Source organism: Azospirillum thiophilum (genome assembly GCF_001305595.1).
Classification (GTDB): domain Bacteria; phylum Pseudomonadota; class Alphaproteobacteria; order Azospirillales; family Azospirillaceae; genus Azospirillum; species Azospirillum thiophilum.
In genome coordinates, this window is record NZ_CP012401.1 from 2,291,809 (window position 1) to 2,306,077 (window position 14,269).

The window sequence follows — 14,269 nt, forward strand, 5'->3', positions numbered from 1 at the left end:
TCTCGAAGGGAACCGTTCGTGACGCTGCCGGGTTGGGGCAAGCGGATGCATTCGCGGGGGGCATTCATGTTTTCTTCACCAGACTCGCCCTAGAATTGCACCTCGCTGGTGGGTCGCCCCGCCAATCGCTGATCGCTGATCGCAGACCGGGGCCGACGAGGGGTCTTTGAACACCAACATCGACCGATATCTGCTGGCGGAAATGGCTGGCTCCGAAGGCGTCTGGGATTGGGATCTGCGCAGCGACACGCTGTATCTCTCCCCCCGCTTCAAGGGCTTTCTCGGGCTGGCCCCGGGCGACACCGGCCGCGACGCCAACCGGCCGAACGACTGGCTGTCGCTGGTCCATCCCGAGGATGTCGACTGGCTGCACGCCTCGTTCGAGGCACAGATGGTCGGGCTGTCGGTTCCCTTCCAGATCGAGCATCGCGTCCGTCGCGCCGATTTCTCCGCCCCTTCCGCCAATGGCGCCAAGCCGCGCTGGCGCTGGCTGGTCTGCCGCGGCATGGCGGTGATGGACGATGCCGGCATGCCGGTCCGGCTGGTAGGCTCCGTCGCCGACATCACCGACCGCAAGCATGCCGAGCAGGAGCTGCGCCGCAGCGAGGAGCGCTATTCGCTCGCCGCAGCCGCCAGCAACGACGGGCTCTATGACTGGGATCTGGTCACCGACCGCGTCTATTACTCTCCGCGCTGGGCCTCGTTGCTGGGGCTGGTGCCGGGGGAGTTGACCGACCATCCGCGGGAATGGCTGGGCCGCATCCATCCGGCCGACCGGAGGATCCTGACCGATGCGCTGGCCGGGATGGCGGCGGCCGATCCGGACACCGATCCGGACGGGGAGCCGGCTGCGGACGCGGCCTTCCAGGTCGAATACCGCATGCGCAACGCCGCCGGGGCCACCCGCTGGATGGCCTGCCGCGGCATCGCCGTGCTTGACGATGCCGGCAAGCCGATCCGGCTGGTCGGCAGCCAGGCCGACGTGACCGACCGCAAGACCGCCGAGCAGCGCCTGCGCCAGAGCGAGGAGCGCTATGCGCTCGCCGCCGCCGGGGCGGCCGACGGGCTGTGGGACTGGCATCTCGACAGCGGCGAGGTCTATTACTCGCCGCGCTGGAAAGCGATGCTGGGCTTCGACGATGCGGAGATCGCCGGCACCGTCGACGAATGGTTCCAGCGTGTGCTGCCCGACGACCTGGACGGGCTGCGCACTGCCATCAACCTCCATGTGGCCGGCGAGCGTCCCCACCTTCAGCACGAGTTCCGCATCCGCTGCAAGACCGGCACCGAGCTGTGGATGCTGGTGCGCGGGCTGGCGGTGCGCAACGACAGGGGCTGCGCCGTCCGTATGGCCGGTTCGATGACCGACATCACCGCGCGCAAGCAGGCCGAACAGCAGATCCTGTTCAATGCCGTCCATGACAGCATGACCGGCCTGCCGAACCGCACATTGTTGCTCGACCGCATCGGGCAGGCGCTGGACCGCAACCGCCGTGCCGGCGCCCGGCCCTTCGCGGTGATCATCGTCGATCTCGACCGCTTCAAGGCGATCAACGACGCGCTCGGCAGCAGCACCGGCGACCGTGTCCTGCGCGTCGTCGCCCAGCGGCTGGACGTGAACCGCCGCGTTGGCGACACGCTGGCCCGCCTGTCTGCCGACGAGTTCGCCGTGCTGCTGGACGAACTGGACGATGCCGGCGACGCGCTGGAGGCGGCCGAGCGCATGGCCCGCGCCATCTCCCGCCCGGTCCCGCAGGAGGAGGGGCGCGACATCGTGATGACCGCCTCGATCGGCGTGGCGCTCAGCCAGACCGGCTACGAGCGGGCGGAGGACATGCTGCGCGACGCCAGCCTCGCCATGTACCGCGCCAAGAGCGGCGGGCGGGCGCGCATCGACGTGTTCGACGCCAACCTGCGCCGGCAGGCGATGGCGGCGATGCGGATGGAGGCCGACCTGCGCGCCGCGCTGGAGCAGGGGCAGCTCTGCCTGCACTACCAGCCGATCGTGCTGCTGGAGACCGGCGCCATCGCCGGGTTCGAGGCGCTGATGCGCTGGAACCATCCCGACCGCGGGCTGGTCTCGCCGGTCGAATTCATCCCGCTGGCGGAGGAGACCGGGCTGATCGCGCCGATGGGCCGCTGGGCGCTGGGCGAGGCGGTGCGGCAGCTCGCCGCCTGGCAGGCGCGCTTTCCCCGCGCGGTGCCGCTGTTCATGAGCGTCAACGTCTCCACCCGCCAGTTCCGCGACGACGATCTGGTGGGCGCGGTGCGCGACCTGCTGGACTCCGTGCCGATCCCGCCGTCGAGCCTGAAGCTGGAAGTGACCGAAAGCCTGCTGATGAAGGATCCGGACGAATGCCGGATGCTGATGCAGAGCATCCGCGACATGGACGTGCGGATTTCGATCGACGATTTCGGCACCGGCTATTCGTCGCTGGCCTACCTGCACAAGCTGCCGGTCGATGTGCTGAAGATCGACCGCAGCTTCGTCCGTGCGGTGTCGATGGGGGAGAGCAACGCCGCCATCGTCCAGGTCATCGCCGGGCTTGCCACCATTTTGCGGCTCGACACCGTGGCGGAAGGGGTGGAAACGGCGGACGAAGCGGTGTATTTGCGCGGCATCCTGTGCAAATACGCGCAAGGCTTCCATTTCGCCCGCCCGGCCCTGCCGGAGGCGGTGGAGCGTCTGCTGGCCGCCGAGGTCTGCGCGGCCCTGCCGGCGCCGGCCTGACCTGTTTTTTGGAGATCCCGTTATGTCCGACCGCGATTGCGGGGAATGCACCCTGTGCTGCAAGCTGATGGGGGTGCCGGAACTGAAGAAGCCGTCGGCCAAATGGTGCGCGTCCTGCGACCAGGGCAAGGGCTGCTCGATCTACGAGGACCGGCCGCAATCCTGCCGGAACTTCCAGTGCTTCTGGCTGATGGACGAGAATTTCCCCGAGGAGTTCCGCCCCGACCGCATCCACGCGCTGGCCGCCTTCAACGACGTCAAGGACAGCTGCGTCCTGCATGTCGACCCGGCCAAGCCGCGTGCCATGGGCAGCCCCGAGGTCCAGGCGCTGACCGACGCGCTGCTGAAGGTCTATTCGAAGGTGTTCTTCCTCTGCGGCAAGGAAAGCGCCCTGATGCAGCGATAAGTGTTGCAGCGGTGGGCGGCGCGTCCTACCGCGCCAGCCCGCTGTTGTGGACGCGGACGGCATCCTCGATGCCGACCGCCAGCATGCTGGCGACGCAGTCGTAGCCGCCGTCATTCTGGTGCACGCCGTCCGGCCCGATCAGGTCGGTGACGGTCATCCGGCGCGAGTCCACCAGGGAGCGCATGACCGCGAAACGGTGGAACAGCCCGACGCGCTCGTCGGCGGCGATGTCGGCGATGCGCGCCAGCATCGGGGCGACGCCGGCCTTCTCCACCATCCTCGGGGCGTATTGCAAATCCATCAGCACGACGTCGATGCCGACGGCGCGCAGCCGCTCGACCCCCTGGCGCACCGAGCGTTCGCTAAGCCCCTGGTCGCCGTCGCGCAGCACCGTGTTGGCGCCGACCTGCCAGATGACCAGATCCGGCCTTGCCGCCAGCGCATCGGCGTCGATCCGCTTCTCGGTCTGGTCGTCGGTCTCGCCGTTGATCCCGCGGTTCAGCACCGCGATGTCGGCCATGCCGAAGCGGTTGCGCAGGTGATGGGCGAGGCGGGCCGGATAGGTCTTGTCCGGACCGCTCGCCCCCGCCCCGGCGGTGGAGGAGGAGCCGATGGCGACAATCCGGATCGGCTCGCCGGCGGCGATGCGCCGCGACAGCAGCGGCAGCGGCGCCGAGAGCGCCGCGGCGCCGCGCGGAAGCTGGCATTGCACCGGCGGCGGCGCGGCGTCGGCGGCCCGCGCCGCCGGAGCGGCGGAGAGGGTGGCGGCAGACAGGATGGCGGCGGCGATCGGCGCGAAGGCACGGGCGCGGGCACCCGATCGGGCGCTGGATCTGACGGGCTTAGGCAGGGCAGGGCTCAATGACCGGCTCCGTTGCGTCGGTCGACCATCGTGGCGACGCTTTCCGCCAGCAATTGTCCGATGCAACGGTGAACGAAATCATAAGAACGGCGCTTTGCCTCGTCGCCTTCGTCGGCGAAGTCGACCCGGCCGTCCTCGACCCAGTGCCGCATGATGTCGTAGCGCGGGAAATGGAAGACGTCCGAGCTCTGTGCCAGCCAGGACATGTAGGAGACGTAGGGGGCGAAGTCGATCAACTGCGCCGTGTGCATGCTGTATTGCATGTCCATGATGACGATATCGGCGCCGCGCCGCTGTACTTCGGCGATGCCGTTCTGGAGCGCGATGCCGAAACTCTCCGGATCGAGGCTGCGCATCGCGTCCACGGTGCCGGTCTGCCAGACCACCAGCGCCGGCCGCCGCTCCTCCACCGCCCGGGCCAGCGGCGCGACCATCGCCGGCGCCGCCTCGCCGGGCAGGCTCAGCACGGAGATGCGGATGTCGAGGCCGGGCAGGCGGCGCTTCAACTCCTCCTCCAGTCGGACCGGATAGCCGACGATGCCGGGCTTCGGGTTCGGCTTGGCGGAATGGGCGATCAGGATGGACAGCGTCCGGTCTTCGGCCAGCCGGGATGCGACCCGTGGCAAGGCTTCGCCGGGGGCGAGGACGCTGTCCGGCACGGCGCAGGCTGGATCGGCCGGCATGCCGGCGCGGGCCTCGGTACGCGCGCCCGCCACCATCACAGCCAGCACCATGGCCGCCAGCAGCATGGCCGCAGCGGCCGGCGACCGCCGAACCTGTCGTCTCATCCGTTCCCCATGCGCTCCCTTACGCGCGCGCTCCTGGCACCGCTCATGCGCTCAGCTTTCCGGCGGACGCGGCCTTGGGGCGGCGGACCCGTCCGGCAGAGCGGTACCAGCCCAGGAAACGGGCCAGCAGCACCATCGCGGCGATGCCGAGCACGGTAACAAGGAACTGGGCGGAAAGCGAGCCGCTGACATGGACGAGCACCGTCTGCCCGGCGAAGGACAGCAGCACGCCCAGGCAGAACACCGGCAGCGACTGCCGCCCGCAATCGAGCACCGGGGCGGCCAGCGTCCCGCCCAGCCAGGGCGCGTCGGCGGGCACCAGCCGGAGGACGAGATAGGCCAGCGCGAAGAAATGGAGCAGCCGGAGCGGGTCGAGGTCGGTCTTGCTGATGGGGTAGAGGATCTCGGTCAGCGCGACCGGGATCAGCGCGTGGAGCGGGGCGAACTTCCAGGACAGCGCCAGGAACAGGCTCGCCAGCAGGACCGCCGCCGCCGCCAGCGCCACCGGCCGGCGGAAGCGGGTCGCCGCGGCGCGCAGGTCGGGCCGGCCCTGCAGCACGGCGCCGAGCACGAACAGGAACTGCCAGGTGAAGGGGTTGAAGTACCAGACGCCGCCATCCGGATAGGTCGGCAGGTTCCAGCCCCAGTGCCGGGCGGCGCCATAGAGCGCGGCCGACCCGGCCAGCACCGCCAGCGGCCGGCTGCGCAGGGCCGGCAGCAGCAGCGGGAAGGCCAGCAGCAGCACGATGTAGAGCGGCAGCACGTCGAGGTTCGCCGGGCGGAACTTCAGCAGCAGCGCCTGGGTCAGGGCGCCCACCGGATCCTGGAAATAGCCTGCGATGCCCATCTCCTCGGCGAACAGCGGGCTGTCGAAGGCGCGGGCGGTGTAGGCGATCTGGGCGGTGAAGGCGAAGAACAGGATGATGTAGGTGACGTAGAGCGACCAGCAGCGGTGCAGCACCTGCGCCCCCGCCATCGGCAGCCCCTGTCCCTGCAGTGTCCGGCCATAGACCAGGGCCGCGGTGTAGCCGGAGATGAAGACAAAGATCTCGGTGGCGTCGCTCAGCCCGAAATTCCGCGGCGTCGCCCATGAGATCTGGTTCGCCGGGATGTGGTTCACGAAGATGAACCACAGGGCGAGCCCGCGGAAGAAGTCGAGCCGCAGATCGCGTGCCGCCGCCCCCTTCGCCTCGTCTGCCATGCTTGCGTCGGTCATGGTCGTTCAACCTGCGAATGGCCGCCCTGTCATCGTCAACACCCCGGCCCGGTCCCGGTTTCATCGCTTCCGGCCGGGGCACGGCGTTTTTCCTGCGCCGCGGCGGATGGCTGCCGGGAGCAGGGTTCGCCGGTGCGAAAGAGATGGGGAGCCTGCCGGCGATTGCGAGCGCCCGGCGGGTTGTACGGAGGCGGCGGGGCGGGCGGGACGCGCCGTCGCGCCGGCCGTGCGCAGCATCGGGGCCGATGCCCTGCCGCGGCTTCGCGTCGCAGCCTTAAACCTCTGAAATACTATATTCAATTCCGCTTCGTGCTTGATTGCGACCATTTGCTTCCTGCATAATCCGGCAAGCAAAAGAAAGCTGGGACGGATCGGCCGACAAGGCCGGCGGCAAGCCCGGATGGACGGGAGGAAACGCACATCGACGTCGGAAACCGCGTGACCGGTGGGGGTGCCCTTGCGCTGGCGCCCGCCCGCCCGTCCGCGGTTTCCCTCGGTGCGCCGTCCGGGTTGGTCGAGCGTGCATTCCAAACCATTCCCACTTTCCCCGCTCACCCGGCGCTGTCCGGTCCCGTGAGGGATTTGGTGCGGCCGGGTCCGGGCCGGCGAACAGCCGGGCCGGCGCTGTGAATGCAAAGCGATAAGAACGCATAACGACAAAAACGCTGAACAGAGAATGGACAAGGGAGCTTCTTGATGAAACGTCGTGCATTTCTGACCTCCGCCGGTGTGGGCGTCGCTGCCAGCACGCTCGCGGCCCCCGCCATCGCGCAGACGGCGCCCGAAATCAAGTGGCGCTGCGCCTCCAGCTTTCCCAAGAGCCTCGACACCATCTATGGCGGTGCGGAGTTCGTGGCCAAGCGCGTGGCCGAGCTGACCGACGGCAAGTTCCAGATCCGCGTCTTCGCGGCTGGCGAGATCGTGCCGGCGCTCCAGGTGCTGGATGCGGTCAAGGACAACACGATCGAGTGCGGCCACACCGTCTCCTACTATTATGTCGGCAAGGATCCGACCTTCGCCTTCGACGCGGCGATGCCGTTCGGTCTGAACGCCCGCCAGCAGAACGCCTGGATGACCCATGGCGGCGGCAAGGAGCTGATGGCCGAGTTCTTCGCCGGCCATAATCTGGTCGCCATCGGCGCCGGCAACACCGGCACCCAGATGGGCGGCTGGTTCCGCAAGGAAATCAAGACCGTCGACGACCTGAAGGGCCTGAAGTTCCGCATCGGCGGCTATGCCGGCACCATCATGGCCAAGTTGGGCGTCGTGCCGCAGCAGATCGGCGGCGGCGACATCTATCCGGCGCTGGAGAAGGGCACCATCGACGGCGCCGAGTTCGTCGGCCCCTATGACGACGAGAAGCTCGGCTTCCACAAGGTCGCCAAGTATTACTACTATCCCGGCTGGTGGGAAGGCGGCCCGCAGGTCTCCATGCTGTTCGGCAAGGAGAAGTACGAGTCCCTGCCGCCGGCCTACAAGGCGGCGCTGCAGGCGGCCTGCGCCGACGCGACGCTCGACATGCTGGGCAAGTACGACGTCCAGAACATGACCGCGCTGAAGCGTCTGGTCGCCGCCGGCACTCAGCTTCGCCCCTTCCCGAACGAGGTGATGCAGGCCTGCTATCAGGCCGCCATCGAGGTCTATGAGGACGAGGCCGCGAAGAACGAGAAGTTCCGCAAGGTCTACGAGGCGTGGAAGAAGTTCCGCGAGGAGGAATATCTGTGGTTCCGCGTCGCCGAGTACAGCTTCGACCGCTTCATCTACGCGGCCCCGCCGCTTGAGAGGAAGAAGTAAGGGCAGTCTGCTTCAGGTTTTTGCCCCCTCCCTAACCCTCCCCCGCCTTCGGCGGGAGAGGGAACTGCCGCCGCTCTCTGCTCTCCTCCCTCTCCTGCCGAAGGCGGGGGAGGGAAGGGGCCCATGGCATCGCCATGGGAAGGGTGGGGGCATCCCCCTTCACACCTCGATCACCAGCCCGTCGTAAGCCGGCTCGACACCCGCCGGCAGGATGCGGCGCAGGCTGTCGTAATCCATGCTGTTGTCCATGTGGGTCAGGTAGGCCCGCCGCGGCTGCACCCGCTCGATCCACTCCAGCGTCAGCGCCAGATGCGCATGCACCGGATGCGGCGGCTCCAGCCGGCCGCAATCGACCACCCAGGTCTCCACCCCGGCCAGGGCCTCGAAGGCCCGCTCGTCCAGCCGCACCACGTCGGTCGAATAGGCGAAGCCGCCGAAGCGGTAGCCGACCGTCCGCATATAGCCGTGGTCCTGCTCGAACGGCGTGATCTTTAGCCCCTTCACCGTGAACGGCCCGTCGATCCGGTGCGCCTTCAGCACCGGCCGGTAGAAGGGATAGCCGTCCGGCAGCGGGTCGAAGCAATAGGGAAAGCGGACCTCGATGTCGCGCAGATGCTCATCCCAGCCATAGGCGTCGATCGGGGCATGCATCTGGCGGCAGATCTCGCGCAGCTCGTCGATGCCGTGGCAATGGTCGGCATGCTGGTGGGTCCACAGCACGGCGTCCAACCGGGCACAGCCGCTGTCGAGCAACTGCTGCCGCAGGTCGGGCGAGCTGTCGACCAGGACGGAGACGCCGCCCTGGTCGACCAGCACCGACGGGCGCATCCGCCGGTTTTTCGGATTGGCCGGATCGCAACGGCCCCACTGGCCGCCGGGCACCCCGGCGATCACCGGCACCCCGCGCGACCCGCCGCAGCCAAGAATGGTCACGCGCATCGACCCACCGCCGTCCGGGCCGGGTGATGCGCCGTCCACACTCATGCAGCCGCCGTGTCGATGGTGGCCTTGTCGAACAGGCGGAAGAAATTCTCGGTGGTGGCCCGCGCCAGTTCCGCCGCCGTGACCCCCTTCACCTCGGCGACGCAGGCCGCGGTGTGGGTGACATAGGCCGGCTCGTTGCGCTTGCCGCGGAAGGGGATCGGCGCGAGATAGGGCGCGTCGGTCTCCACCAGGATGCGGTCGAGCGGCACGTCCTTCACGATGGCGCGCAGTTCCTCCGACTTCTTGAAGGTGACGATCCCCGACAGCGACAGGGTGAAGCCGTACTCCAGCGCCTCTTCCGCCAGGGCGCGGCCGGAGCTGAAGCAGTGCAGCAGCCCCTTCACCGTCTGCCCGGCGGACTCCTCCTTGACGATGCGCATGGTGTCGTCGTCGGCATCGCGGGTATGGACGATCAGCGGCAGGCCGGTTTCCAGGCTGGCACGGATGTGCCGGCGGAAGCACTCCTGCTGCTGGTCGCGCGGGCTCTTGTCATAGAAGTAATCGAGCCCCGTCTCGCCCAGCCCGATCACCTTGGGGTGGCGCGACAGCTCCACCAGCCTTTCGGTCGTGGTGATGGCGAACTCCTCCGCCGCCTGGTGGGGATGGACGCCCACCGTGCAGAGGATGTCGTCATAGCGCTCCGCCACCGCCAGGATGCGGTCGAAACGGCTGATGTAGGTGCAGATGGTGACCATCCGTCCGATGCCGGCCTGCCGGGCGCGGTCGACGACCGCGTCCAGCTCCTCGGCGAAATCGGGGAAGTCGAGATGGCAATGGCTGTCGACGAGCATTCCGGAACTCAGGCCTTGGGTTCTTCGACGTAACGCGGGAAGACGCCCTGCGGCGACGGCAGCGGCGTGCCGGCGGCCAGCGCGCCCGACGGCCCGAAGCTGCCGAAGCCACGCGCGTCCGGCCCCAGCGCCAGCAAATCGAGGATGCGGGCAGAGGCGTCCGGCATCACCGGCTGGGTCAGGATGGCGAGATGGCGGATCGTCTCGGCCAGCACATAGAGCACGGTCGCCATGCGCGCCGGGTCGGTCTTCTTCAGCGCCCACGGGGCCTGTTCGTCGACATAGCGGTTGGCGTCGCCGACCACCGCCCAGATGGCGTCGAGCGCCTTGTGGAAGGCCTGCGCCTTGATCTCCGCCCGCACGATGTCGAGCATGCCGTAGGCGGCGCCGAGCAGCGCGTTATCCGCCTCGGTGAAGGCGCCCGGCACCGGCACGGCGGCACCGCAGTTCTTGCCGATCATCGACAGCACGCGCTGCACGAGGTTGCCGTAATCGTTGGCGAGGTTGCCGTTGATCCGGTTGACCATCTGCTTGTGCGAGAAGTCGCCGTCATTGCCGAACGGCACCTCGCGCAGCAGGAAATAGCGCGTCTGGTCGAGGCCGTAGGTGTCGACCAGCGTTTCCGGCGCGATGACGTTGCCGAGCGACTTCGACATCTTCTGGCCTTCGATCGTCCACCAGCCATGGGCGAAGACGCGGCGCGGCGGCTCCAGCCCGGCGGCCATCAGGAAGGCCGGCCAATAGACGGCGTGGAAGCGCAGGATGTCCTTGCCGACCATGTGCAGGTCGGCCGGCCAATACTTGGCATACTCGCCGGTCGTGTCGGGATAGCCGACGGCGGTGATGTAGTTGGCGAGCGCGTCGAGCCAGACATACATGATGTGGGCGTCGTCGCCCGGCACCGGGATGCCCCACTTGAAGGTGGTGCGGCTGACCGACAGATCCTTCAGCCCCGACTTGACGAAGGCCATCACCTCGTTGCGCTTGCCGGCCGGGGCGATGAAATCCGGGTTCGCCTCATAGAACGCGATCAGCCGGTCCTGCCAGGCCGAGAGCTTGAAGAAGTAGGACGGCTCCTCCACCCACTCGCATTCGGCGCCGGTCGGGGCGATCTTCTTGCCGGCCGGGCTGGTGGTCAGCTCGTCCTCGCCGTAGAAGGCCTCGTCGCGGACCGAATACCAGCCGGCATAGGAACCGAGATAGATCTCGCCCTTGTCCTTCAGCACCGTCCACAGCGCCTGCACCGACGCGACATGGCGCGGCTCGGTGGTGCGGATGAAGTCGTCGTTGGAATAATTCATCAGCGACACGAGATCGCGGAAGTTCTGCGACACCCGGTCGGTGAAATCCTGCGGCGGGATGCCGGCCTTCTCCGCCGACTTCTCCACCTTCTGGCCATGCTCGTCGGTGCCGGTCAGGAACTTCACGTCATAGCCGTCGAGCCGCATGAACCGGGCGAGGACGTCGCAGGCAAGCGTCGTGTAGGCGTGGCCGATGTGCGGCACGTCGTTCACGTAATAGATCGGCGTCGTCAGGTAGAAGGTCTTCGGCCCGGCCATTTGCGGCACTTTCTTTCCAATCAAGGTTACCCGGCAGGTGGACCGACGCTAGGCGGCGGCCGTTTCCAGCGCCGCCAGGGCGTTCAGGAGCACCTGCTTGCGATCCAGGTTCGCGGATTCCGCGCGCGCGAAAAGACGCTGAACCTTTTCCCACACCTCCACCCAACGTTCAAGACCGCGGGCGTTGGCCAGCCGGGTCATCAGCGCGGCCTCGCCCGCCACCACCTCCGCCGGCCAGGCCCCCCGGGCGAGCGAACGGGCGAAGCGGGCCAGCCACCAGACCAGCAACTCGGTTGCCGTCTCGTACAGCCCGTCATCCTGCTTGCGGGTCAGCTTGTCGGCGAAGGCGTGGGCGGCGGCGATGTCGAGGCGGGGCAGGGCGGAGAGCAGCCCGACCATCTCGCGGTAGAGCGCCAGCCCGCCGGCATCGGCCAGATCGATGGCGCGGCCGACGCTGCCCTCCGACAGGCGGGAGAGCGCGGCGCGGTCCTCTTCGGCGATGTCGGGGCGGTGCTGCCCCAGCAGCGCGACGACGGCGTCCTCTTCCAGCGGCTTCAGCGTCAGCTTGCGGCAGCGCGAGCGGATGGTCGGCAGCATGCCGCCCGGATTGTCGCTGACCAGCAGCAGCAGGGCGCCGGGCGGCGGCTCCTCCAGGATCTTCAGGATGGCGTTCAGGCCGCTCAGGTTCATGCGGTCGGCGCCATCGATCACCGCAACGCGCCAGCCGCCTTCCGAGGAGGTGCGGCGCAGGAAGGGGCCGATCTTGCGCACGTCGTCGACGGCGATGTCGCGTTTCAGCCGGTCCTTCTTCTCGTCGCGCTGGCGTTCCACCGTCAGCAGGTCGGCATGGCCGCCCGACGCGACCCGGCGGAACACCGGATGCTCAGGCGGGATGTGCAGCGACGTCACCGGAGCGGCCCCGCCGAACAGGCTGTCGCCATGCGGTTCCTGCGCCAGGACGAAGCGGGCGAAGCGGAAGGCCAGCGTCGCCTTGCCGACGCCGGGGGTGCCGCCGATCAGCCAGGCATGCGGCAGCCGGCCGGAATTCCAGGCCTCCAGCAGCAGCCGTTCGGCCTCGTCATGGCCGGCGAGGTCGGGATTGCGGCGCGGGGCCAGCGTCTCCTCCGCCTCCGGCGCGGCGGCCGCGGTGCCGCGTGCCTTGCTCACGACCGCAGCCCCAGCCGGGCGGACACCGCGTCCCGGATCCGCGCCTGGACGGTGTCGGGATCGGCATCGGCGTCGATCACCGCGCAGCGCTCCGGCTCGCGGCGGGCGATGTCGAGGAAGCCGTCGCGCAGCCGCTGGTGGAATCCGATGTCCATCCGCTCGTAACGGTCCTCGCCGCCATGGCGCGACGCGGCGCGGCGCAGTCCCGTCTCGACCTCGATGTCGAGGATCAGCGTCAGGTCGGGGCGGAAGCCACCCAGCGCCGCCCGTTGCAAAGTCTCCACCAGCTCGCGCCCGAGCCCGAGCCCGTAGCCCTGATAGGCCATGGTGCTGTCGAAGAAGCGGTCGCACAGAACCCAGCGCCCGGCCTCCAGCGCCGGCCAGACGGTGCGCTCCAGATGGTCGCGGCGGGCGGCGGTGTGCAGCAGCGCCTCGGTCACCGGGCTCCAGCGGCCGGTTTCGCCGGTCACCAGCAGGCCGCGGATTTCCTCGGCCCCCGGCGACCCGCCCGGCTCGCGCGTCGTCACCAGATCGGCGCCGCGGGCACGCAGGGTCTCGCGCAGGGAGTCGGCCAGCCGGCGCAATTGCGTCGACTTGCCCGCACCCTCGCCGCCTTCCAGCGTGATGAAGCGGCCACGGTCCGCAGAGGCCGCGGAGGCGGTCATCGTCGTCCCGGTCACAGGCTGTTGCCGAACACGAGATACTTGGCGGCGGCGAAGGCGCGGCCGAAGATGCCGGCCTTCGGCACGTCCTGGGCGGCCACCACCGGCACCTCCTTGCCCGGGAAGCCGGGGGCGGAGATCACCAGCTTGCCGACGGTGTCGCCCTTCTTGATCGGCGCGGCCACCGGGGAGTTGCTGATCAGCGACACCTTCATGCCGGGGCGGTCGGTGCGGGCCATGGTGACGCTCAGATTCTGCGGCACGGTGACCGGAACCGTCTCGCGCTCGCCCAGCCAGACGGGGATCTGCTCGATCGTCTCGCCGCCCTTGTAGAGCGTGTAGGACGCGAACTCGCGGAAGCCCCATTCCAGCAGCCGGGCCGATTCGTCGGCGCGCGCCTGCATGCTGGGCAGGCCGTTGACCACCAGCAGCAGCCGGCGCCCCTCGCGCTCGCCCGACGCGGTCAGGCCGTAGCCGCCGGCATCGGTGTGGCCGGTCTTCATGCCGTCGACATCCATGCCGCGGTACAGCAGCGGGTTGCGGTTGCCCTGGTTGATGCCGTGGTACTTGAACTCCCGGATCGAGTAATACCGGTAATATTCCGGGAATTCCTTGATCAGATGCTCGGCCAGGAGCGCGAGGTCGCGGGCGGTCATATAGTGGTTGGGGTCGGGCCAGCCGGTGGAGTTGGCGAAGTTGCTGGCCTTCAGCCCCAGCTCCCTGGCCCGGCGGTTCGCCTGCTCGGCGAAGGCGCTCTCCGAGCCTGACAGCCCCTCGGCCAGCACGATGCAGGCGTCGTTGCCGGACTGGACGATCATGCCCTTGATCAGGTCGTCGACCTTGATGTTGTTGTGCAGCTCCACGAACATCTTGGAGCCCTGCATGCGCCAGGCGCGTTCGCTGACCGGCAGGGTGCTGTCCAGCGACAGGCGGCCGCTCTTCAGCGCCTCGAACACCATGTAGCCGGTCATGATCTTGCTCATCGACGAGGGCGCCATGCGCTCGTCGGCGTTCTTCTCGAACAGGACGGTGTTCGAGGTCAGATCGAGCAGGATCGCCTGCTTGGCGATGGTGTCCAGCGTCGCCGCCCGGGCGTCGGCGGCGCCGGCGGCTATCGTGGCCCCGGCCATCATGGCTATCCCGGCCGCGGCGGCGACGGAACGGCCGAAAACGGCGCACAGGCGGACGACAACAGCGTTCATGGCAACAATCCTCCAAGGACACTCGGTAACAGGCGCTCCGCTATGGGCGTCGGGCCATCGGCGCCGGGTCATCGGCGTCGGGCCATTGGCTTCGGGCCATGGACGTC

Annotated in this window: 12 protein-coding genes; 3 read left to right on the plus strand and 9 right to left on the minus strand. The window is 68.5% G+C overall.

Translation table 11 applies throughout. The annotated features are described in order from the left end of the window. The first annotated feature begins 166 nt into the window (after nucleotides 1-166). Entirely contained in the window at nucleotides 167-2,731 is a 2,565-nt protein-coding gene (locus AL072_RS10630) for a sensor domain-containing protein (RefSeq protein ID WP_082108789.1), read from the plus strand. Between the two features lie 22 nt (nucleotides 2,732-2,753). Beyond that, nucleotides 2,754-3,137, plus strand: coding sequence for a hypothetical protein (locus AL072_RS10635; RefSeq protein WP_045580357.1), 384 nt, complete (start codon nucleotides 2,754-2,756; stop codon nucleotides 3,135-3,137). A gap of 25 nt (nucleotides 3,138-3,162) precedes the next feature. Here the strand turns inward: AL072_RS10635 and AL072_RS10640 are convergent, their stop codons facing one another. The 3 genes from AL072_RS10640 to AL072_RS10650 are packed head-to-tail and all read right to left on the minus strand — an operon-like array spanning nucleotide 3,163 to nucleotide 6,003. Continuing rightward, complete coding sequence (locus AL072_RS10640) at nucleotides 3,163-3,999, minus strand: SGNH/GDSL hydrolase family protein (RefSeq protein WP_245636654.1); 837 nt, start codon at nucleotides 3,997-3,999, stop codon at nucleotides 3,163-3,165. Beyond that, on the minus strand, nucleotides 3,996-4,787 hold the full coding sequence (locus tag AL072_RS10645; RefSeq protein ID WP_144428192.1) for an SGNH/GDSL hydrolase family protein: 792 nt from the start codon (nucleotides 4,785-4,787) through the stop codon (nucleotides 3,996-3,998). Before AL072_RS10645 ends, AL072_RS10640 begins: the two co-directional genes overlap by 4 nt. A gap of 43 nt (nucleotides 4,788-4,830) precedes the next feature. Then, nucleotides 4,831-6,003 (minus strand): OpgC family protein, encoded by a 1,173-nt coding sequence (locus AL072_RS10650; protein WP_082108788.1) that lies wholly within the window; start codon nucleotides 6,001-6,003, stop codon nucleotides 4,831-4,833. A 696-nt stretch (nucleotides 6,004-6,699) separates the two neighbouring features. Here AL072_RS10650 and AL072_RS10655 point away from each other — a divergent pair. After that, a complete protein-coding gene (locus AL072_RS10655; protein ID WP_045580355.1) occupies nucleotides 6,700-7,797 on the plus strand; it encodes a TRAP transporter substrate-binding protein in 1,098 nt (365 codons plus the stop codon). Nucleotides 7,798-7,956: 159 nt separating this feature from the next. Here the strand turns inward: AL072_RS10655 and AL072_RS10660 are convergent, their stop codons facing one another. Genes AL072_RS10660 through AL072_RS10685 form a run of 6 tightly spaced genes read right to left on the minus strand, consistent with a single transcriptional unit; the run spans nucleotide 7,957 to nucleotide 14,162 of the window. Next, nucleotides 7,957-8,736 (minus strand): MBL fold metallo-hydrolase, encoded by a 780-nt coding sequence (locus AL072_RS10660; protein WP_045580354.1) that lies wholly within the window; start codon nucleotides 8,734-8,736, stop codon nucleotides 7,957-7,959. A 41-nt stretch (nucleotides 8,737-8,777) separates the two neighbouring features. Then, nucleotides 8,778-9,572, minus strand: a complete 795-nt coding sequence (locus AL072_RS10665; RefSeq protein WP_045580353.1) for a TatD family hydrolase — start codon at nucleotides 9,570-9,572, stop codon at nucleotides 8,778-8,780. 8 nt (nucleotides 9,573-9,580) lie between these two features. Beyond that, nucleotides 9,581-11,131 carry a methionine--tRNA ligase gene (gene metG, locus AL072_RS10670; protein WP_045580352.1) on the minus strand — a complete coding sequence of 517 codons (1,551 nt, stop codon included), beginning with the start codon at nucleotides 11,129-11,131 and terminating at the stop codon, nucleotides 9,581-9,583. Nucleotides 11,132-11,179: 48 nt separating this feature from the next. Beyond that, complete coding sequence (locus AL072_RS10675) at nucleotides 11,180-12,298, minus strand: DNA polymerase III subunit delta' (protein WP_045580351.1); 1,119 nt, start codon at nucleotides 12,296-12,298, stop codon at nucleotides 11,180-11,182. Then, the gene (gene tmk / locus AL072_RS10680; RefSeq protein ID WP_045582302.1) at nucleotides 12,295-12,963 is read right to left on the minus strand and encodes a dTMP kinase; all 669 of its coding nucleotides are present in this window, start codon (nucleotides 12,961-12,963) and stop codon (nucleotides 12,295-12,297) included. The genes AL072_RS10675 and tmk overlap by 4 nt, the downstream gene beginning before the upstream one ends. 11 nt (nucleotides 12,964-12,974) lie before the next feature. Continuing rightward, nucleotides 12,975-14,162: a D-alanyl-D-alanine carboxypeptidase family protein gene (locus AL072_RS10685; protein WP_045580350.1), complete on the minus strand. Its 1,188-nt coding sequence runs from the start codon at nucleotides 14,160-14,162 to the stop codon at nucleotides 12,975-12,977. Between the last annotated feature and the right edge of the window lie 107 nt (nucleotides 14,163-14,269).

Bases quoted from the DNA above. Each gene is read 5' to 3' on its own strand.
- AL072_RS10685 (WP_045580350.1), bottom strand. From the start codon at position 14,162: ATGAACGCTGTTGTCGTCCGCCTGTGCGCCGTTTTCGGCCGTTCCGTC.
- AL072_RS10655 (WP_045580355.1), top strand. From the start codon at position 6,700: ATGAAACGTCGTGCATTTCTGACCTCCGCCGGTGTGGGCGTCGCTGCC.
- AL072_RS10665 (WP_045580353.1), bottom strand. From the start codon at position 9,572: ATGCTCGTCGACAGCCATTGCCATCTCGACTTCCCCGATTTCGCCGAG.
- metG (WP_045580352.1), bottom strand. From the start codon at position 11,131: ATGGCCGGGCCGAAGACCTTCTACCTGACGACGCCGATCTATTACGTG.
- AL072_RS10660 (WP_045580354.1), bottom strand. From the start codon at position 8,736: ATGCGCGTGACCATTCTTGGCTGCGGCGGGTCGCGCGGGGTGCCGGTG.
- AL072_RS10635 (WP_045580357.1), top strand. From the start codon at position 2,754: ATGTCCGACCGCGATTGCGGGGAATGCACCCTGTGCTGCAAGCTGATG.
- tmk (WP_045582302.1), bottom strand. From the start codon at position 12,963: ATGACCGCCTCCGCGGCCTCTGCGGACCGTGGCCGCTTCATCACGCTG.
- AL072_RS10645 (WP_144428192.1), bottom strand. From the start codon at position 4,787: ATGAGACGACAGGTTCGGCGGTCGCCGGCCGCTGCGGCCATGCTGCTG.
- AL072_RS10650 (WP_082108788.1), bottom strand. From the start codon at position 6,003: ATGACCGACGCAAGCATGGCAGACGAGGCGAAGGGGGCGGCGGCACGC.